At 42.6% G+C, this 21,558-nt stretch carries 15 protein-coding genes and 2 pseudogenes; 13 read left to right on the top strand and 4 right to left on the bottom strand.

Going from position 1 to position 21,558, the window contains the following annotated elements; translation table 11 throughout:
* The first annotated feature begins 12 nt into the window (after positions 1-12).
* From ADU23_RS26845 to ADU23_RS32970, 6 genes are all read left to right on the top strand, one after another.
* Positions 13-1,650: an extracellular solute-binding protein gene (locus tag ADU23_RS26845; protein ID WP_053376563.1), complete on the top strand. Its 1,638-nt coding sequence runs from the start codon at positions 13-15 to the stop codon at positions 1,648-1,650.
* 32 nt (positions 1,651-1,682) lie between these two features.
* Positions 1,683-3,290: a glycosyl hydrolase family 28 protein gene (locus ADU23_RS26840; RefSeq protein ID WP_063846110.1), complete on the top strand. Its 1,608-nt coding sequence runs from the start codon at positions 1,683-1,685 to the stop codon at positions 3,288-3,290.
* A complete protein-coding gene (locus tag ADU23_RS26835; RefSeq protein ID WP_053376561.1) occupies positions 3,290-4,291 on the top strand; it encodes a glycoside hydrolase family 130 protein in 1,002 nt (333 codons plus the stop codon). Before ADU23_RS26840 ends, ADU23_RS26835 begins: the two co-directional genes overlap by 1 nt.
* Positions 4,292-4,322: 31 nt before the next feature.
* Positions 4,323-5,660, top strand: coding sequence for an FAD-dependent oxidoreductase (locus ADU23_RS26830; protein WP_053377848.1), 1,338 nt, complete (start codon positions 4,323-4,325; stop codon positions 5,658-5,660).
* Positions 5,657-6,658, top strand: coding sequence for an SGNH/GDSL hydrolase family protein (locus ADU23_RS26825; protein WP_053376560.1), 1,002 nt, complete (start codon positions 5,657-5,659; stop codon positions 6,656-6,658). Before ADU23_RS26830 ends, ADU23_RS26825 begins: the two co-directional genes overlap by 4 nt.
* Before the next feature lie 109 nt (positions 6,659-6,767).
* Complete coding sequence (locus ADU23_RS32970) at positions 6,768-7,115, top strand: hypothetical protein (protein ID WP_053376559.1); 348 nt, start codon at positions 6,768-6,770, stop codon at positions 7,113-7,115.
* A 40-nt stretch (positions 7,116-7,155) separates the two neighbouring features.
* Here ADU23_RS32970 and ADU23_RS32425 read toward each other — a convergent pair.
* Positions 7,156-7,422, bottom strand: a pseudogene (locus ADU23_RS32425) (transposase); the annotation flags it as partial.
* Between the two features lie 362 nt (positions 7,423-7,784).
* Between ADU23_RS32425 and ADU23_RS26815 the strand changes: the two are divergent.
* Complete coding sequence (locus tag ADU23_RS26815; protein WP_053376558.1) at positions 7,785-8,147, top strand: YmaF family protein; 363 nt, start codon at positions 7,785-7,787, stop codon at positions 8,145-8,147.
* Positions 8,148-8,700: 553 nt separating this feature from the next.
* Here ADU23_RS26815 and ADU23_RS26810 read toward each other — a convergent pair.
* Positions 8,701-10,836, bottom strand: coding sequence for a fibronectin type III domain-containing protein (locus ADU23_RS26810; RefSeq protein ID WP_053376557.1), 2,136 nt, complete (start codon positions 10,834-10,836; stop codon positions 8,701-8,703).
* A 305-nt stretch (positions 10,837-11,141) separates the two neighbouring features.
* On the opposite strand from ADU23_RS26810, the gene ADU23_RS26805 reads away from it, so the two are divergent.
* The 6 genes and pseudogenes from ADU23_RS26805 to ADU23_RS33985 all read left to right on the top strand — a co-directional run bounded on the left by ADU23_RS26805 (position 11,142) and on the right by ADU23_RS33985 (position 19,774).
* On the top strand, positions 11,142-11,603 hold the full coding sequence (locus ADU23_RS26805) for an MFS transporter (protein ID WP_331459289.1): 462 nt from the start codon (positions 11,142-11,144) through the stop codon (positions 11,601-11,603).
* Between the two features lie 514 nt (positions 11,604-12,117).
* Positions 12,118-12,240 (top strand): annotated as a pseudogene (locus ADU23_RS33780) (hydroxymethylbilane synthase); the annotation flags it as partial.
* A gap of 542 nt (positions 12,241-12,782) precedes the next feature.
* Positions 12,783-14,819 (top strand): GxGYxYP domain-containing protein, encoded by a 2,037-nt coding sequence (locus tag ADU23_RS26800; RefSeq protein ID WP_053376556.1) that lies wholly within the window; start codon positions 12,783-12,785, stop codon positions 14,817-14,819.
* A 1,173-nt stretch (positions 14,820-15,992) separates the two neighbouring features.
* Positions 15,993-17,081 (top strand): GntR family transcriptional regulator, encoded by a 1,089-nt coding sequence (locus ADU23_RS26790; RefSeq protein WP_053376554.1) that lies wholly within the window; start codon positions 15,993-15,995, stop codon positions 17,079-17,081.
* Positions 17,082-17,440: 359 nt separating this feature from the next.
* Positions 17,441-19,627 carry a glycosyl hydrolase family 95 catalytic domain-containing protein gene (locus ADU23_RS26785; protein WP_053376553.1) on the top strand — a complete coding sequence of 729 codons (2,187 nt, stop codon included), beginning with the start codon at positions 17,441-17,443 and terminating at the stop codon, positions 19,625-19,627.
* Between the two features lie 24 nt (positions 19,628-19,651).
* Positions 19,652-19,774 carry a hypothetical protein gene (locus ADU23_RS33985; protein ID WP_269433136.1) on the top strand — a complete coding sequence of 41 codons (123 nt, stop codon included), beginning with the start codon at positions 19,652-19,654 and terminating at the stop codon, positions 19,772-19,774.
* Positions 19,775-20,179: 405 nt separating this feature from the next.
* On the opposite strand, the gene ADU23_RS26780 is transcribed toward ADU23_RS33985, so the two are convergent.
* Both ADU23_RS26780 and ADU23_RS26775 read right to left on the bottom strand, forming a co-directional pair.
* Entirely contained in the window at positions 20,180-21,289 is a 1,110-nt protein-coding gene (locus tag ADU23_RS26780) for a GerAB/ArcD/ProY family transporter (RefSeq protein ID WP_053376552.1), read from the bottom strand.
* 26 nt (positions 21,290-21,315) lie between these two features.
* A complete protein-coding gene (locus tag ADU23_RS26775; protein WP_053376551.1) occupies positions 21,316-21,558 on the bottom strand; it encodes a hypothetical protein in 243 nt (80 codons plus the stop codon).

The following is a 21,558-nucleotide window of genomic DNA, read 5'->3' as shown; positions in this document are numbered from 1 at the left end:
GGGGGAATTCGAATGAAACATCCTTTTATGAAATCTGTGTCGTTAAGTTTAACCGCATTATTTGTAGCAGCATCCTTATTTGCAGGTTGCTCATCAGAGGATAATTCAAAAGCGTCATCAGAAACAGAGGATAGTTCAAAGAGAGGCTCAATCACTGCGACATTATATGATCGCGGAAAAGTTCCGCCGGAAGCAGGAACGATTGATAACAATATTTGGACGAAATGGATGAATGAAAAGGGACCAGTTGATGTTAAGTTTGTACCGTTCCCTCGCTTTGAGCAAGTACAGAAACTAAATCTATTATTCGCGTCAGGAGATGCGCCTGATTTGATCTTGGAATACGATGGCGGCTTCTTCAATCAGCTGTATGCTCAAAAACAGCTTTTGCCTTTGGATGATTTGATAGCGGAGCATAGCACGTCGTACAAGGAATTAACAGTGAAGTATCCGCAATTGCTGACGCTCGGCCAAAAGGATGACGGGAAGACCTACAATTTTGGACGTATACTGGGCGCGAAAAATAACGATTATATTTTAGTACGTAAAGATTGGCTGACAAAGCTTCAGTTAGATGCTCCAAAGACAGTAGATGAATTGTTCCAAATAGCAAAATCATTCCGTGAAAATGATCCCGATGGAAATGGGCAAAAAGATACGTTTGGCATGAACATCGGCGGGGCATCTGCTGAATCCGTGGTTAACTCCATGTTTAATAATGCTAGCCGATTTGTCAAAGATGGCAAGCTTGTAAACCCGAACATTGGCGAACAAGCCAAAGCTGCCGTGCAATTCCAGAAAGATTTGTTTGATGCAGGGATCATTGATAAAGATTTCTTGACGGATAAGAACGGGGAAAAAGCGAAGCAAGATTGGGTGAACGGTAAGCTTGGATTCTATTTCGCAAGCGGCGGAGTAGACAGTGCATCATTGCTGGATGAGTATAAATCTTTGCTTAAAAATGTTCAGGGCGCAGAAGTCATGGCGATACCAGTACCTGCGGGACCATTCGGGCAGTTTAACCCTGGTTTCAAGTCTCCGATTCAAATGACGGGCGGTATTAATGCTAATGCGAAAGATCCCGTTGCGGTAATGAAATATATCGATTTTCTCGTTGAGAAAAATACGATTATGACGCTTAAGAACGGGATAGAAGGTGAGCATTATACTCAGGATAGCGAAGGCATTGCTACGCCGATAGATCCAGAAAAGAACAAAAAGGATTTGGTGGGCACGTTAGATTTAAGCATTATGAGCTCCATCGGAACATTGCCGAAGGGCGAACAAGTTAGTGTTAAGCTTGATCCAAGCATTCCGGAAGAGAAGCAATTCGCAGAAATTCTTGCAGCGGCTGATGCAGCTTATTTTAATCCAGCCAATGATTATGCCTATCCGATTACGAACTGGCCGGGATTGCCGTCAAACTTGCAAATTATTGATAAGAGCGTAGCAACGATTAATGATATGTGGAAGAAGTCGATTGTAAGCGGCAATAAATATACATCAGATCAGGCTTTGGCAGATGTTCAAGATTTATGGAACAAGTCTGGTGGACAGCAAATCGACCAATTCTATAGTGATTGGATTACGAACAATTCAGACAAGATCATCTATAATCGAGATTTCATTAAAATGATTAATGAACAATAGTTCACTGACGACTCATTTTGGGAGGGATCAATTTGAACAGAAAATCTGTACCTGTAGTAGATCATCAGGGGAAGGGGATAGCGGAGGTCTATCCCTATCCTCTACCAGAAATGTATAATACCTCCGCCGAATATGCATTAGCTGCAAATGGCGTTTCGATTCCGTTTACGACTTATACGAAGGATTACGATTATGCTAGTTTCTCCGTGACGGCTGGTCAAGTAACCTATGAACTGACTTTGCTTGATGATAGCGAGATCAAAACGTATACGATTAGTCCGCTAAAGTTGAATATTTCACCAGTTATTACAGGGAATAAGATGACGTTCATCGTTGATCGAGATGAATATCTTATCATCCGTGTGAATAATCGGGAGAAACGGGTAGTTCTTGCAGCAGATCCTGGGGAAACGGATGTTCCTTCTGCGACGGATGAAGGGGTCTTCGATGTAACACGCGGTCCGTATGATATTGTGCCAGCCGCCGCTAAAACCGGGATACAATTTAGAACCGCCGCAATTCAGCAAGCACTCGATGATGCCAGCCAATATGGTACATCTCATGGTAACGGTGCTCAAGGTATAGTTTATTTTCCAGCAGGAACCTACTTTATTTCGAATCTGGTGATCAAGAGCAATACAGCAATCTATCTGGAGCCAGGTTCCGTGTTAATCAGCACAAGTAATATGTCAGACCTTAAAGAGCACTGGTTTAAGGATTCTGTCGGTAAACCTGTGACGTGGTGGATCTCGACTGCCTACGAATCCACCAATATCAAGATATACGGCCGCGGAACCATTGACGGTAACGGAGAAGCACTCTCTGAAAATGGGATGATCAATAATTTACTTGTCCCGATTGCTACCTCGGCATTCAGCGTGGATGGTATTACCATTCGAAATGCTTCAGCCTGGGCAATCACGACGATAAGATCGAAGGTATTAAACTTCGTTAATTTGAAGATGTTCAACAGCTTGAATATGGGAGAAAATGACGGAATCGATGTATGCGAGTCGCAACAAGTCGTTGTTAGAAACGCGATTGGTATAGGGCTAGACGATCCATTCTCAACCAAAGCCTGGAAGGAAACGACAGATATCGCATCCGGGAAAGTATGCTGGCCGGGAGATCCTGAGCCTGTAGATGATGTTCTGTTTGAAGATTGTATGGCATGGACGATTTGTTATGGTTTTAAGATAGGTCAAGGCGTCATGCAAAATCAAGAGAACATTACATTTAGAAATTGCGTTGTTTATGACGCAGCCGTTGGTTTCGGCATTCATCATAAATATGGAACAGCTGAAGCGAAGCATATTACATTTGAAAATATGGAAATCGAACATATTAGCTATATGAACGATGATAATAGCGCCTGGATGACCATGTTCATCGTGAACGGAAATCAGTTAGGCATCGGACCGATTACAGATGTTAAGGTGAAGAACATCAAGGTATATGACAAAGGCAGAGGCAGCGCCAAGATACAAGGTACTAAAGGTGCTCCGATCACGAATGTCATGTTTCAAAATATTTATATGCCCGGACAGGAGAAGGCAGCTGCGAGTTTAGCGGACATGAATTTCTTGATTCGAGATTTCAATAGCGGAATTATGATATTGCCCGAGGAGGAGGTTAAGTGATGGATTTCACTATTGGTAATCTTCAATCAAGTGTCTTGGTTCATCGTCATCCTGCAAACCCGATACTCGCTCCGAAGGATATCCCCTATAACCCAGCCATGGTATTTAATGCTGGTGTTGTGAAATATCAAGGAAAATATGTCATGGTGTTCCGAAATGATTATGGAGATGAAGAGAGTCAGACCATTTTACCGCATAATACTACGAATTTGGGTCTCGCATTTAGTGATGACGGTGTGAAATGGGAGGTTAATCCGTTCCCTTGTTGGAGCTGGGAGGATGAAGAGGTGATTCGGGTCTATGACCCGAGGTTAACAGTCATCGAAGGGAAATGCTATATGTGTTTTGCTGTGGATACGAAGCATGGGCTTCGCGGCGGTATTGCCGCAACGGATGACTTTAGTTCTTTTGAAGTCCTCAGCTTGTCTGTCCCGGACAATCGGAATATGGTGCTGTTCCCAGAAAGAGTAGGCGGGAAATATATTCGGCTGGAACGTCCGTTCCCGGTTTACAGCCGACATGGGATCGATAGATTCGATATGTGGATGAGTGATTCTCCAGATTTGCGTTATTGGGGAAATTCCAAGCTTATGCTAGCTGTAGAGCAAGTTCCATTTGCAAATGACAAGATTGGTCCAGGGGCTCCGCCGATTAAGACGGATAAAGGGTGGTTAACGACTTTTCACGCCGTTGATATTAATCCTTCACGAGGTAAGAATGGTTGGGAGGAAACCTGGAAGAAAAGATATACAGCAGGTATTATGCTACTCGATTTAGTTGATCCAAGCCGGATTGTAGGTATGTCTAGTTCACCGATACTCGCACCTGAAGCAGCCTATGAGATTGATGGGGGTTTTCGTAATCATGTCATTTTCCCAGGCGGAATGATTCTTGAAGACTCGGGGGAAGTCAAAATTTATTACGGTGCTGCCGACACAGTGGAATGTCTCGCAACTGCAGATGTTCATGACTTAGTACGCCTATGTTTAGAAGGCAAGTAACAGAGGGGGAGACGCAGTGAGTTACGGTGAAATGATTATACCAGCACAATCAATTCCTGTATCGCATGAGGTGGATGTTGTTGTTGTTGGCGGTGGACCTGCCGGGATAGCGGCTGCCATTAGTGCGGCTGCAAACGGCGCGAATACACTATTAATTGAGCAGCGTGGTTTCTTGGGGGGGATGGGAACGGTAGCGCTTGTTCCAGCATTTTGCCCATTTACAGATAAAGTGAAGCCTGTAATTCGGGGACTCGGCATGAAGCTGATGGAACGGATGAAGCAGTCTTGTAACGATGATTACCGCAAAAAATATGCGAATACGCTGGATTGGGTGCCGATTGATCCTGAGGTTCTCAAACGTGTGTATGATGATGCTTCACTCGAGAACGGAGTTTCCTTGCTTTATCATACATTTGTGTTCGATGTGATTTTGTCAGAGGATCATCGCAACATCGAAGGGATCATTATCGTGAACAAATCTGGTCGTTCAGTCGTACGATGCCGTTATGTGGTTGATGCGACTGGAGATGCCGATATTGCAGCGAAGGCCGGTGTTCCATTCCAGAAGGGCGGAGAACAAGGAGAGTTGCAATCTGCCAGCATGTGCTATCTGCTCGCAAATGCGGATCGCAAGAAGTTTAATCGTTTCGTTAAGGAGTCAGGGGATACGAGCCAGCTTCATCAAACCGTTGAACAGGCTATGGCTGATGGAGTCCTTCCGGAAGGACGGAAATTGGTATCGGGGCTCGCATGGGTTAATGATTACTTGGTTGGCGTTAACTTTGGTCATATATTTGGTATTGATGGCACGAAAGCTGAGGATTTGACGCGTGGGGGTATTGAAGGACGTAGGCTTGTTGAGCGTCAGGTTCAGTTCTTTCGAGCGTATGTACCAGGATTCGAGCAAGCTCATGTCGTTGCGACTGGGGAACAGGTTGGAATTCGAGAAACACGGCGAATTCAAGGCGATTATGTGCTCACAGAGGAAGACTTTATGCAGGCGCGTTCATTCGAAGATGATATTGCCCGCAATGCATACTATATTGATATCCATATGGCAACCAGCAAACAAAATATGACATTTAAGCACTTGGCACCAGGTGAATCACATGGGGTCCCTTATAGAGTTTTATTGCCCGTAGGGATCGATAATATGTGGGTTCCGGGACGAGCTGCATCTTCGGAGCGGGCAGTACAAGGTTCGCTGCGCGTAATGCCGAATTGCTTCGCTATGGGTGAGGCATCCGGTACGGCTGCTGCCTTAGCTATGAAATCATCTGTAAAGTCAAGGGAAGTTTCTGTTGCTGAGCTCCAGCAGATGCTTTTACGGAATGGCGTATGGCTGGGGGAAGAAGGTGCGGTGAGTTGAAGGAAATCCCAATAACGGATGAGTTGTTTCTCGGGGCGGTCTCATTAGAGCGTACATGGAATGGGATTAAGCCTTGGCGTATTCCATACCAAGATTATGATTTGTATCCTCCAAATGGGATCGATTCAAAAGCAGAGATATGTGCGGGAGTGCGACTTTGTTTTCACACAGATTCGACGGTAATTGTACTGAAATTCTCTCCAATTAAAGGGGAGGCCCGATTAGATTGTATGGTGGATGGAAAATTGTTCGCTACAGCAGTGTTGAACGAAAGTGATAGGGAGGTTACCTATACTAACCTATATCATGGACGAAAAGAGATCATTATTTATCTGCCACAAAATATTGGTATGACGGTATGCAGCTTGTGGATCGAGCAGAATGCAGAAATGAGGATTTTCCCGGATACACAACCGAAATGGGTCACCTATGGCAGTTCAATCACGCAATGTGTAGGTGCGCACAGTCCATCTCGCACATGGCCAGCGATTACAGCGAGGGAAAGCGGTCTTAACTTAACTTGCCTTGGTTTTTCAGGAAACTGCCATCTGGAGCCGATGGTTGGGAAACTCATCCGTGATTTGCCAGCTGATTTCATCTCACTTTGCGTGGGAATAAATGTATACGGGGCTGCTTCGTTAAGTCCTCGTACGTTCAAACCGGCGCTAATTGGTATGTTGGAAACAATAAGGGATAAACATAAGCAAACGCCTCTGCTCGTTATTTCACCGCTCTATGCCACGCATCGTGAGACAATCGATAATGTGCTCGGTTTCACTCTGCCGGAGATGCGGGAGGATGTGCGTCAAACCGTAGAGATGGTACGGGCGCGCGGTGATCATCACATTTACTATATGGATGGGTTGGAGTTATTTGGTTCGGACGATGCGTCCCACCTTCCTGACCATCTGCATCCTGATGGGGATGGGTATGAAATCATAGGTTCACGGTTTATGGAAAAGATCATAATGCCTTTCCGTAAGAAGGACATTATATAGTGATTTATGGGTATATCAACGGGTTCATGAACTTATTAAAGAAGTTAAAGGCTTTAGTTAAGAAGACCTTAAGGGATTTTGTCTTAGGGTCTTTCTTTAGTATTTTCGTTTGAAGGAGCTGTTTGAAGAATTCATCTTAGAGTCAAAATCTCAAACTAATGAAGTAGAAGAGACTTTAGCGGCTTTGCTAGAATTATCAGATAGACAGTGGCATACGTATGAATTATTGGATAATGTTATTAAGAATGAGGTTGAAAATTGGATAATTAGTAAGTGTAAAAAAGAATCATTTAATGCAATAGATCTTATAACATTAATTATTGGTAGATTAGGATTAGTTAAAGCGTATGAGCACGTAAAAAGCTTATTGGATGATCTGGCTAATGAAATAAGAGCCACTATTCAAGAAACAGTTGCTGAACTAGATGGGCATGTTGAAGATCCATGGATGAAGTAAGTAATTTTGAACAATTTACCTTAATTGGCTTCATGCCTTTTTTACTGCATAATTTCATGATGGATTTCATCTTCATCTGCTTCTTTTCCTCTACATTGTGACGCTGTAATGCCCGAACTTCTGGGTTTGTCATAACCATACACATCGTCATGAGATAGAGGAAATGTCGCAAACGTGAACGGGCTCGCTTACTGAGCATCATCTTTCCACCCCATTTCCCGGAACTTGCCTCAGCTAGATTGACCCCTGCATGCCGCAACAGAGCATTTCCGTGCGTGTAGCCGCCAAGATCACCGGCCCCACCGAGGAACAGGGGAATAATACCCGTTTTTGATCATATCTGCAATGACAAGCGCGTCCCCTTGTTCTTTTTGACGAGATGAGGGTTAACCCAGAACGGTCTCAATCCCTTGATCGACAAGCCGGTGTGCTAGGCTGAACTCGTGCGTAACCCCATCGTACCGAGGCGCTCGTTTTTGTTCAAACACCAAATTTTTCGTTTTACAGGAATTCTAACGGGCAGAGTAAATCAATGAAATTATGGTCATAAATAAAATTATTATTAGAATCGTTGATAATAGCCTAGCACATTCATTTGTTTACCTTAATAGGATAATGTGAGTCATATAGTCAGTTATGAGTCACGTAATCATAGGAGGTATGCAACGAATGCAGAGGAAAAAAGCTAAGATAATAAAGAAAACTAGAGCTTGTAAAAAGAGACAGCGGCACGTACATGAATTTGAAGGAAGTACAAAACTGGCTGAAGAGGGCAATGATCGACATAATCACCGCTTTGCAGGAGTTACTGGGCAAGCGATTCGAGTCGGAAAAAGCCATGTCCATGAAATTGATCTTACGAACACAGATTTCTTGAACCATTTTCATAAACTGAAAAAGATTGTAACTGGTCCGGCCATTCCAGTCGGAAATGGCAAACATGTACATTTTGTAACAGGCCAAACGACATTAAATGATGGTCATGTTCACCCATTTAAATTCGCAACATTGATTCAAGCACCTCTTATTTAATGAATAAATTATACAGAAAGATATGAATGGTCATGAAGAAACGATTTTAAGTACAACATTCAACTAACAGAAAACGATAGTCGAATATTAGACATTGATGAGCAGGTGCTACGGTAGCCTGCTCTTTTTATTAAGCGCGTGCCGATAGGCACGCATCATCTAGCCAATGAAGGCCCGGCCATTAAAAAAATAGACCGCGTAAGAACTAAGGTATATTTTGAGGAAGGTTATTGATGAACCAGAGTAAATATCTGAGCCAGGCAAGCAACCCCTTGAACTTGAAAACGGGAAACAAGCATATTACGAAGAGGGTGAGACTAGCCAATCAATCTGGTGGGAAAGTGAAAATTGATTTTTGGCTCGATCTTTTATTTTATCAACGGAAATCTTGATCAGTTAGGTAATTATGAGGTCTAAATCAAATGAAATGATTTGAATACCAACTTTCGAAAACGAAAAAAAGGGACTTACATAATTATAGTCCCTTTTTCTCTATTTACCGAATGACTTAAGATCAAGGCACTATTATTGACTAAGTGGCAGACGCAGCACCTTAGAAGACGATCAGCAAACTGCTTGCCGCATGTACAATCCCCTTTGTTATCGTGTCAATGGCATCCGTTCTAATTACTTCCGATATGTTTAACATATTAATTTGCTTGATCGCCGCTTTTCCTGCATTCATCAATTCAAGTAGCAACTGTGTTTGCTCATCGTGCGTTGTCGCAACGTTAAGCTTACGTTGTACTTCACCCCGCTTGCTTTCGAAATCATTCATGATGCTCTGGAGAATTATTGCTGGGTCTTTGTCAGCGATGATGGTTACTTCTTTCTGGAAAATAACTTTATTAGCCCCGCTATTTAGGTTGACGATAGCCGCTTGAATAACCGCGGTTGCTATATTCACCTGTTCAGGAATGGAGGCGGTGCCGTCCGGCAGGATATTGAAAAGAGAACTTCCGGATACCTTCTTCCATGCCAGTGCTTGCGGCGGAATGTCAATAGAGGCAACCTTTAAACTGTAATTACGCTGATAGCCGCCGCTGCTAAGTTTAACCGACGCCTGTGCCATTGATCGGATATAGGCAACAGTCCATGCTTGGGCGGCTGGTTCGTCATGTACTAGCTTTTTCTGGAAATTCATTATTGTAGACTGAACATCATAAGGAGTGACATTAAGATTCCTCAAAATCTTGCTTATTTTGTAATAGGTTGATTGACTAAGCTGATTGGTTATGGCTTTCATAAGGATGTCAGTCATTTTCTGATTATTGCCTAAATGTCCTAACAGTTCAATTGGTGACAATTGCGAGAGATAATATTGAATATGCCCTTCGATACCTCTGAGATCCTTGCCATCCCCAAAAATGAACGAAACAATATCCTCCATCGTTAGTTTCGTTTCTCCACCTGCCGCAGCTATTGTACTAAGTGTCAGCAGAAACTCGGGATCAGACAAGGTGTCTTCTAACCTTGATTCCAGTTGATCGTATGGAAGGGAACCTATCGACAAAATGATATGAAAAAGCTTCTTTTTCAATTGAGCCTGATCAACAGATGCAGGCAGCTTGAGTTTGATTTTGTTCCAGATCGGATCAATCAAGGACAGGTCGTTTATCTCGCCCAGTTCTGCAAATTCAGAACTTAGCTTACGTACATCCTCTAAATCTGCAGGATCACCTGCGTCAAGAGCAGCACGAAGCATGTTGCTCCATTCCAGAAACGGCGCTCCTGATTTGTATGTTATGGTAAAGCTGCTGTTGTACTGCGTTTGATTACCATCGTTATCTGTGGCAAAGATGAGAAGGGAGTGAGTGCCGCTAGGCAATCTGGGAGTAATTGCAGTCAACGTCTCAGATGCTTCGTCATAACTGAACGGCACCATCATATTGTCGACCCCAACCATGCACATGCTAAGATTTATGCCGGAGTTCTCATCGTATACTTTAGCAGTGATCTTCGACCAAGCCGTCGTTAAGCTATTGCCGTCAGCGGGAGACACCGATTCAATATGCGGTTCTAAACGATCCTGAGGGTAGGTTGACACCTTAAGGGCAGGGCCGTCTGTCGTCCAACTGCCATCGGAGCGCTCCGCCTCAACCTTAAAGTTGTATGTGGTATTTGGCCACAGATTAGTTGCATCAAATGTGGTGATGTTTCCGTTCACTGCCCCTAGGAGTATGCTATTACCATATATTCTGTAACCCATGCTCTCTTTGGCAGGCGTCCAGGATAATCGGAGTGAATCCGCTTCGATATTCGCTGCTTCCAAGACACTATTTTCCCATACTGAGAGCCGGACATTGAAGCTTCCGTTGTATTCCTGCAATAATTTCTTATCATGGTCTAAGACACGAATGTTTAAGGAGTGCGTACCATTTTGTAGATTCGAGCAGTACGTGAATACCAAACCATGCAGATAATTCGGCTCTATTAGTTGTTGGTCATCGACCATGATAAGGATTGAACCTGTTTCTGCTAGTGGAATCCCGAGTCCAAAGCTGATGATCGTAAAGTTCTCGGTAATCATTGTGCCGTCTGAGGGACTTACGTTTCCGATAACAGATGTTAAATCAGCAGCTTCTGGGCTGCCTCCACTCTCTTGCGCGTAGGAAAACTGGGGAACGAAAAGCATGAGCAAAAAGCTTATAATGAGCAAGTTCGGTATTCTTAAACGATATGACTTCATAATCTCCTCCTTAATCAAACTGATTATTCATTTAGAGTAATAATATACCATGATGTTCGCGTTTTGAATATTTATTAATTCATTCATAAGCTATCCATGTTAAGCGAGGAGGCAATGGATAGCAACGAACCAATGAATCCCCTGAGAAAATCAAGAAGATACGGGGCAAGCGGTTAAACTGTATAAAGCTTTATGTAGAACTATAGAATTGACGAAGGCTTATGCTTGAATGAAATTTTAGCGAAACGAGTCGATTTGGAAGGACGGAAGGAGAGGCTCCCGTTCCTATTCGGGAACTGCTCGCTTTGCTAAAAAGTCCCCGAATCTCGGTCGCGCTGTCCATCAGTTTTTTCTGGATATTAGGATATATGATTCTGTACACATATATAACTCCGTTTCTTCTGGACATGACGGGGATGAGCGAGCGGATGGTAAGCATCGGATTGTTTGCCTTTGGGCTGGCTAGTCTCCTAGGCTCCCAGGTTGGCGGCTTCGGTGTAGATAAATGGGGGATCCCCCGCACGATGATTGGAGGATTGCTCTTACACTCCGGTATATTATTTTTACTCGCGGCATTTTCGCACTCGACCATGTTCGTGTTGCCTTTGCTGATGTTATGGTCATTTTTTGCTTGGTCGACGGGGCCGGTTCAACAAGTTTATTTAATCGGTATGGCTCCTCAGGCTTCGGGGATCATCCTGAGTATGAACAATTCCATCGTGCAGTTGGGCATGGCCGTGGGGCTGTACTCGGGGGCGTCATCGTAGAAAACATCTCTCTTACAGCAGCCGGTTGAATTGGTGGGGTTGGCGTTGCACTAGGACTCAACCCAGCTATTTATTCCTTATCCCTGCGTCGTAGATCCGGAATGCTGGAACAGAAATTGAGCGTATCAGATAAAGCGGATGTTTGAAAAGATATCTATTGATGGATAATGAAATGGCACAATTTATTGGATTCACGAGTTTTAAGCGGATAGGAGTAGTGCAGCAAATAAGTAATTATCTATGCCGTCAGGCATATTTATTATTTTATTATGCTTTACCCTTTAACCTGCTTAGTATTCACATTTAGTCATTTCAAAATTGTGGCAGTTGGTTTAATAATGGATACCGTTCTAATTGAACGATAAATAAAGACAACACATCAGAACAGCAGCCGGTAAGTAACTAGCTGCTGATTTTGTTGATATAATGGGCAGACTTTAATCGTTATAATAAGTTGTTCAAATAAATTGCATGTATTGCCTGTAGTGGGGATTAATAGAAAGATAGGGAGTATGACGATACTGAATTAAGGAAGTTACTGGACTTGTATAATGATCCACAAACAGCGTTGGAGGTAACTACGGAGAGAGCATTTCTCGGGGTACTAAATGGTGGATGTCACGTGCCAATTGGTGCAGAAACCGGGCACCGGTTGCCATTATTTGTTGAACGAGCTCGTCTATGTTATGTGCAATTTGAGAACATAGGAGATTAAACGGTATCAAAAGGTATTATTAATAGAATGCTTGCATCCTTTAAGGGTCCAGGCATTCTATATTTGTTTTATAACTATAGTGTCTCTCTTTTTCTAAGTGCTGGTGTTCTGAATTACTATTTCACATCCTGCATGAGGCTGTCGCTATGAGTAATAAATGAATCGAGTAAATATATATTCAATATATTTTTAGTTCAGAGTGATTTCGTATTTTCGAATTCGAAAATGAAACAAAACTCAAATTGGAAACCAACAAAACATGCGTTATTTTTGAAAATAACGTCGTTTTATGTAATTGAATGTAGAATTTTAGGAACGTTTGTCAAATGTGTTGAAGTTTATATACAATATATTTAACATATAGATGAGTCCTATTTTGCTTGTTTCTGAAGGAGGGGTGTATAAGAAGAGAACGCTGATTGTTCTGTTGCATCACATCACAATTAAAAGGAGAAATGAAAATTATGATTCGTAAGTTTGCCGTTCTGTGTATTACCTTAGTCTTTACAATAGTATTATCGGTTAGTGCATTTGCTGCTACTGATGCTTCAACGGAAGGGAATTCATTAAAATGGCCTAAAAATCAAGCGCTTCCAAACTTCGGTCAAGCTAAACATTTGGATGTTGCCAATGTGTATGAGGCATCAGGGGATATTAAATTGCTTCTGACGACCCTTGAAGGAATTATTAACAGGGAACAACCACGAATTTATGTGATTCAGAATAAAGTTGACCCTTGGCTGAAAGATTTAAAGGTTCCTTATAAGCAACATGACAATGCTATGGATGTTCTCAAGAAATATGTAAAAGAGGTTAAAGGCGTTATTGTTTATGATCCTAATATACCGGATTCGATTAATGTGGCAACTACACTTGCAGGACTAAAAGATGCCGTTGTCGCGAGTCCTGAACTTGCACAACAATTAACTGCAGCACCATATCACCTGACGGTACTAGAAGATTTACAGGGCAAATTTAAAAATCGTATGGACGCGTACAATTGGCAATATGAGAATCTCTGGAGCCAAACGACTCAGAGAATGTTGGTCGGATTGAGTCCGGACACATCCATCCCGATCCCGCCAGGAAATTCTGAATTGTTCCAAACGATTGCTATCGAAAAAGAACAAATACGTGATGGAAGCAATCGGAAAACATATGAATTTGATTTGTCTTCATATTTGGGAAAAGAGGCAGTATATCTCCGCTTCGATGATGCCTTTCCTCAGGATGGCTGGGGGCCAGCAGTTCATCAAGTGACTGTGAAGGCAGACGGACAGGTCATCTCAGATTTTAAAACGGGTACCACCGAGGAAGAAGCCTTTCTCTATGACCGACATAACTCCAAATTTTTACCTGGAAGCGATCACCGCTTCGTAGATCACGGTAATTACTTTGTATACGAATTTAAACCTAGTGCAAATACGAAGCAATTAACAGTATCTATTGAAATGTGGAACCAATACAAAGTATCTGCAAGCAGTACTAAACCACTTTCATCCGAGGAGAAGGAACCTTTTGGTTTTCTACGTGATTATGCCGTAGCAAACAAAGCGATGGTCTTCTGGCTGTCAACTAGTATACCAGAAGAAAAGGCGCTTTTTGAGAAGATTCTTTCCGACGTAAAGCCAGGGACACCTTATATGGGGTGGTTCGACAATGATTTCGAAGGCGAGGTCGCTGGTCTCGAACTAACATCTCGACATAGCGTTTATGTATTACCTTCTGACTGGTTTCATAACATGACCGTATTTTCAGGAACAAAAGTAAAACAAGAACCAACACCAAAACAAGTTGATCCTAAGCTGGAGAATAAAATTTACGTGACCTATACCTTTGGCGAAGGTGACAACTTGCAATACGACCAGAATCATATGCGTAACTTATGGGATGATCCCGCTCGAGGCAAAGTGCCAATTAACTGGACCTCAAGTCCGCTTTTGTATGATGCAGCTCCTGCCATTCTGAATCATTACCGTGCAACTGCAACGAAAAATGATCTGCTTATCGCAGGACCGTCTGGAGCGAGCTACTTCAATCCACATGTCTGGCCGAAGGAGACATTCTCGGAATACCTGAAACAATCTTATTCGTATCTTAAAAAAACCGACATGTCGTACCCTTATGTGCTGAATAGGGAACTTGGAAAAGACATTCCACTCAGCGAGTCGACGGCAGCAGCGTATGAAAAAAATTACAAACTCCCTGGCCTTTTCTTGGCAGGGGAAGATAAAGACGATATTAAGATCATGAACGGGAGTCTTCCTGTATCTATCATGCGGGGTATCTCAACTATCCAGGACGGTAAAAATTTATTGTCTGAAGTGAAAAAAGATTGGGATGGAAAATCTTCAAAGTTTATTTCGATTGGGATCAACGCTTGGAGTATGACACCAACGGATGTTTTAGCTATCACAGAATCACTTGGGCCAGAATACAAAATCGTTAAGGCTGATGAATATTTTTCACTCGTCAGAAAAGCTTATGGATTGTCCAAATAAGTTTGAGAAATAATTATTGTTCTTAGTAATTAGTGAGGGCTGTCACAAAGGTAATAGACCTTTGGGACAGCCCTTTAAGCAATAATCCCATTGTGCTATAAGGTGGTGATATCCTCAAAGCCGATACGAAAAGAGTCTTCGGCTTTTCAATCGTTACAAGATGCATTACGAGCTAGAAGCATTTCCTGCACTGTAGCAAGTATGCGATAGCATCCAGTGCAAGACAATACGACATCAACATGGAGCTGTCGTTAATTTTTACGACTATTCAAAAGTACAACGAGACTTCGTAAGTAGCCCGCCTTAGTCATTACGATAACGGGACACAATAGCTTAACTATCACCAGAACGAGGCTGCCGGCATAAATCGGCAGCCTCGTTGAGTTAATTGGCTGAATAACGTAAATATCAATAAAATTGATTTTATAAAAAGTTTACCTAGAAATCAGATGGCATTTTAAGTAAAATTTGGGGCAGAAAAGCTGAAAGGAGCGATCTATCTATGTTAAACAAGGTGGTTATTATTTAAGTCCACAAAAGGATTTTGTACCTATTCATCCTTATTGGTCAATTTTTTGAGCCGATGAACTCTTCCGGTTTATCAAATTTAGTTTGAACTTCTGAAGGGGGGGATTTCAACTTGGAGGGGCGAATGAATGGTCCGTCCTTATTCCCTGGCGCTCCGATAAGGCCAACAAGCACCTTTAATTCATCGTTTCTTAATCGATCGTACGGTGCTTCGGCATCTTGGCCTTCCATGTTTCACAACTGGCTGAGTTTTTATTCCTCTTTGGAGGAAGCAAAAGAAGGGATAATCAGTGCCGGAAACATTATGAATGAATTGTATGAGAAAAAACATTAATAGATATGGATGTAAGAAGTGGATTTTTTTCGGTGATGGTTTTCAAACCATGTGCGACAGTTCATCCAGGAAGGCTTCATAAGCTATATCCATTTTAGTTACTTCGGGGACAGTGACTGATGAGACGGACTGCCTCTGCTAGCTCCTCGAGCGACTTATCTGGTAGTAGTTAGGGAATCTCGTCGTTGGTCAATTGTCCTTGCTTAGACTTGTAGTCAGAAAACGAGGTACTTGTATTATCTGTATCAAAAAACTTGACACAGCGATAGCGAAAAGTTAATGTGGTAATAAAAACAGGGAGATTTCATTTTGTGGCTAAGTACATTATTCTTAAACAAGACATTCTTAGAAGACTAATGGATGGGGAGTGGGCGGAAGGCCTTAGACTGCCCTCCAGCAGAGATTTTTCCGAATACTACGAATCCAGTGTGAATACGGTGGAGAAAGCCATCAAAGAATTAGTGGAAGAAGGGTGGCTAATCCGGGATACCCGAAGAGGCACTTTCATGGATAAAAGGAAGCTCACTGTTCAAGGCAGCACTCATCTGGTGGCTGCTTTCGTTTTTGGCATTGAAAATCCGCTTTGGTCGGCCGCATTGAGAGGAATTGAAGATGTATTATATTTACAAGAATATCAACTGATAAGTTCAAGTAATGATCGAAATTTGGAGAAGTTGGAAGTGCTTGCAAAAGGTGCGGTAGCGAGAAAAGTCAAAGGAGTCATTTTATGTCCGATTTTGAGTCATGGACATGAAGATATCAATAATCGAATCTTCACCCTCCTTCAAGATAATGGAATTAAAGTTGTATGCTTAGATCGAACAGTATATAACAGCAATATCCCGTATGTAACAAGCGATAATATTACCGGGGCATATCAATTAACGAAGTTGTTAATCAATCATGGCCATCGTCGTATATTATTTATCCGTAATTCGAACATAAGTACAATGAATGAACGGTTAGTGGGATTTAAACAAGCCATTATCGATTCTGATTTAGAATATTCCGAGCAATTTGATGTGATTATACCAACAAGAATGGAAGATTTTTCGGACGAATTTAATTGGTATTGTGACGTATTTGAGCAGAAAATGAAACAATTGAATTTTACGGCTGTATTGACAGCGAATGATCAGATTGGGGAAGCGGTTATTCATTCTTTCCAAAAACTAAAATATAGCATTCCCGAGGATGTATCGCTTGTAACGTATGATGCTTCCAATTTAAACCGGAAAATTAATTTCAATGTAACGGGTATTTCGCAACCCTTCTATGAAATGGGACAGTGTGCCGCCAGATTATTGCTCCATTTAATCGATGGAAAAGAAGAACAATATAATATCGGGCAAGTTTGCAAATCCAGGATGGACATTGGGGAATCTGTAAAATCGATTTAGATATAGCTGGTTATTGAAATTAAGACGACTGTGATTCCAAATATCTGGGATAATAGTCGTCTTTTTGTTGACCAGAAGCCCTTAGTTCAGTTTTGGATATCTTTTACACTTCTCCACTTTGTTATTTGATTAACATTGTATTAAAATCTGTATCATAAACATGATGTTAAATGAACTTTTTATTGACACAGATATCTAATTATTATAACATCTGACTTATCGAACTGAATTATAAAACGCTTTCTTAAGAGATGCCAAGACAGAGTGGAAAAATAGCGGTATGAGCGAGCCCGCAATATTCCTTATTGATAATGATATTGCGGGTAATTCTATTATTTCATGTACAGGAGTGACGATGGTTGAAAAGTGAATTTGAATGGAAAGAGCGAATGGCCAAGTATAACGGAATTTTCACGGAACCGCCCAAAAACATACCTACGGACAAAGTTGTGGACGGCCCTTTAATTGGAAACGGTGATGTTGGCGTAGTGATCAGTGGATCACCAGAACGGCAGCGTTTATGGATATCGAAGACCGACTTTTGGAAAGCGAAGCGGATTTATCCGAACGGCAGTCCTTGCTTGCTCGGGGGAATCGATATTCATATGCCTGCGTTGGCAAAAGCTTCATATTATAGCGAACAGAGGTTGCTTGAAGCGGAAGTTACATTGGTATTACATAATGACGCGACATCGGTATCCATAAACTATTGGGTTTCGGCTGGCGAGAATGCGGTAATCGTTGAGCTTTCATGTGAAGGCGATGCCGTAACGATTTCGGTTGACTTGTGGGTACAGCAAGGGAATGAATCCGAGACGGAAGAGGGGCAGCAGGACGATGTTGTTTGGGTGTCTCGAAAGTTTAACGGCGCCGACCTCGATTGGCCTACAGAAGGTACGGTAGCTATGCGCAGCTTGGGCGGCGGGCGAGGTTCAGTCCTGCTACAGCCGGGAGTAAAGACATATATCGTTGCATATGTATTAACGAATCATAATGTTGAAGATTATCAGCTAGAGTCGGTTGGAAGAGCCGGACTAATGGACGTAAACCGAATTGAGATGCTTCGTTCAGAACATAAACAATGGTGGAGCCGGTTTTGGGCAAAATCCGAGATTGAAATCGGCGACGACGTGCTGGAGAAGTATTGGTACGGCTCTCACTACATCATGGCTTGTTGCAGCCGCAACAAGGCGTTTCCGCCTGGTTTGTTCGGCAACTGGATTACGACGGACGCCTCTGCCTGGGCGGGGGATTATCATTTGAATTACAATTACCAAGCCCCTTGGTGGGGAGTGTATTCGTCGAATCATATTGAATTGAGCGAACCCTACGATACGCCGTTGCGGGAATACATGCCGAACGGACGTAGGTATGCTGAACAATATTTAGGCTGCAAAGGAATCTATTATGATGTCGGTATTGGACCTAAAGGATTACCGACCGCCCTATCCACTTCACATGCAAGCATAAAATATGAGAACGGCCATTTATTTTTGGGGCAAAAAAGCAATGCGGCGTATTGCGCAATCAATATGCTGATGCGTTATTACTACTCTTATGATATGCAATATGCGAGTCAGGAGGCATATCCGTTCCTACTTGAAGTTGCCGATTTCTGGGAGGATTATTTGACATTCGAAGAAAACCGATATGTCATATATCGTGATGCGATTCACGAAGTCCCCACTTTTTCGGACTCACATCCTAACGATGAATGGTTGCGGGAGCTCGAGGAAAAAAATCCGATCCTCTCGTTAGCGCTAATTCGGGCTGTATTCAAAGGGCTGCTGGATATGTCCCATGAATTGAATCTCGATTCGAACCGGCGGGATAAATGGTCTCATATATTAGAGCATATCAGCAATTTTCCAACATACGAGCGCGATGGAAAAATGATATTTCGCTTAACGGAAGAAGGGCGAGATTGGTGGAATGATAATACGCTGGCCATTCAGCATATCTGGCCTGCCGGAGCGATCGGACTTGGCTCGGATCCGAAACTGCTTGAAATAGCCCAAAATACGATTACTGTTTTGAACCGTTGGACGGATTATAATGGTTTTCCGACAATATTTACAGCCGCGGCTCGGGTCGGATACGATCCGGAAGTCATCCTGCGCGAGTTACGTCGTCAGTGCCTTAAACATGGCTATCCGAATCTGTTTATTTTCTTCGGTGGAGGCGGCATTGAGTGCTGCAGTGGTGTACCTTCGGCAATCAACGAGATGCTAATGCAAAGCCATGAGCATGTTATCAAGCTATTTCCCACCTGGCCCCGTGAAAGAAACGCCCGCTTTACAAATTTAAGAGCCGTTGGAGCATTCATGGTATCGAGCGAACTAACAAATGAAAACGTAACTTACGTAGACATTACAAGCGAGAAAGGAAGAACATGTCAAATCGTCAGCCCATGGCCGTTGGAAGAAGTTGTGGTTATGGAGAAATGCGGAGATATTCAAAAAAAAATCGATGCGCAGTTGTCGGGAGACATCGTTTCTTTTACTACGGAAGAAGGCAAGCGTTATAGCTTAAGTTCAGGAAGATAACATTAAAATATAGGATGAGTATTCATGTCAAAAATTAAAGAAGTACTTATTCACTATCATAGTCACATAGGTGTTGGTTACACACACCCTCAGCGTGTATTGCTTGAGCAGCAAAAGAAATATACCGATCAAGCGTTGCAGTTGTAGGTGCAGTTCGGCAAGGATTACGGGGAGAGAACGGCGATTGTATCAGTCCAGTTCCTGCTATGTAATTTTTGCTTTATTACCAAAACTGTGTGTATCCATCTATATAAACTCTATTTAATTTGGAAAATTTATTTGGATGATGGAATAAAAGCAGGTCTGAGTTCACCTGGATTAGGGGAACATCAGGCCTGCTTTTTTGTATTTCACTATGTTGGTAATACTAATGGGCATTAGCGTATGTGCTGTTTTTATCGGCTTGGCGTCATAAGCCAAGAGAGTCTGACGTCTAGCGATAGGATTCGATTCTGGATGATGTGCATCCTGTTTATTGTCATCATTGCTGGAATGACTATTCATCGATTGAAGAGTGTTGATGTGCTGGCTTGAATGTCAAGTCAATCACAACTACTGCTCCTTGCTTCGATTGCTATGATACCGAATAACCGTGACCACTAGAATCAGAAGAACGGGTAAGGTGTAGGCGAGACTATTCAGCAGCGGCCATGTCACTTTGACGAACTCATCCAGTTGAGACTCCTTCGTATAGGTGGTTAACGACAGCATGAGGCAAATGAATGCTACGGGGAATACAACTAAGCGTTCATTTTTCAAGCCTAGAAGTTCTTTCAACATTTTAATCAGGATGATCAGGAGAATTGAAGCTTTGAAATAAAAGCCAATAATAAGCGAGAATCCGATGACGGATTCGATTCGCTCGATCACCTCCTGAAACGATATTAGCCTGGCTAATTGGTACAAAGAGTATTTCAAATCTCCGGACAATGGTCCCAGTACCATAATGCTGCTAATGACCGAGGCTATTAGCGTCAAGGAATTGATAACAAGCGCAACGTACATATGTTTGCGCAGCTGAGAATTCTCATCCTTACGTACATACGATAATATGACCGAAAATACGACCATCTCGGAGAAGGGAAACCCATAAACCACATAAGAGGCGTTCAGGATCGGTCCAACTCCATCTGGCATTATTGGGAGAAGGTATTGCGGGTGGTACAGGTTTGAGACCAGGATCAAGATCAGAACAATACAGCCGAACATCAGAAACATAAATACGGCAGCCATCCGAGCAATTACCTCGATTCCTGCCATCGCTGTTAGTCCGATCATTATAAAAAACAATGTGCTTACAGCATAAGTAGGGGTTTCTTTCATCATCGTATTCTTGAAGAAGATTCCGATCTCAATGACAACGCCCGAAATATTCCAAAGCAAAACGCAGGCGAAAGGGATCAACACCAAGAAGGTGAGTCCCTTTCCCAATACGGAGCGGCCTTGCTCGACTAACGAAAGCTCTGGGGCTAGCCGGTTTAAATAAAGGATAGCAGTCAGCAGAAGCATTCCCATCGCCGAGGCAATGAGAAGAGAGAGCCATGCTCCATTGCCTGCAATGTTCGTTAAGGGAGCGGGGACAATTACGACGGAGGAGCCTGTCATGAAAAAAAGGAACAGCATGGACAATTGAATTGAACTGATACGTTCTTGTTGTTTCATGGGTGCTCCTCCAAATTCTATAGAAATCACGTATACGTGGGATCGAGCCAATGAATGAAAAGCTTAGCCGGCCCGGTAAATAAATTGAAAATCATATCCAGGTTAGGCCATGGCTTAGCCGTTAAAAAGATAACAGCAAGATAGAGGAGCGGCGCTAACGTCGCTATGTACACAAGCCGATCCCGGTTGCTGGCGGCCATCACTTTCGGGATGTCATGGATCAGCATAGCGGAGGCCAACAGCAAGACGCAGATGAATTTTCCTATCAC

Origin of the sequence: Paenibacillus sp. FJAT-27812 (assembly GCF_001273905.1) — a bacterium.
Classification (GTDB): domain Bacteria; phylum Bacillota; class Bacilli; order Paenibacillales; family Paenibacillaceae; genus Pristimantibacillus.
Note: the sequence above shows the minus strand (reverse complement) of the source record. Positions and strands in the feature narration are given on the sequence as shown.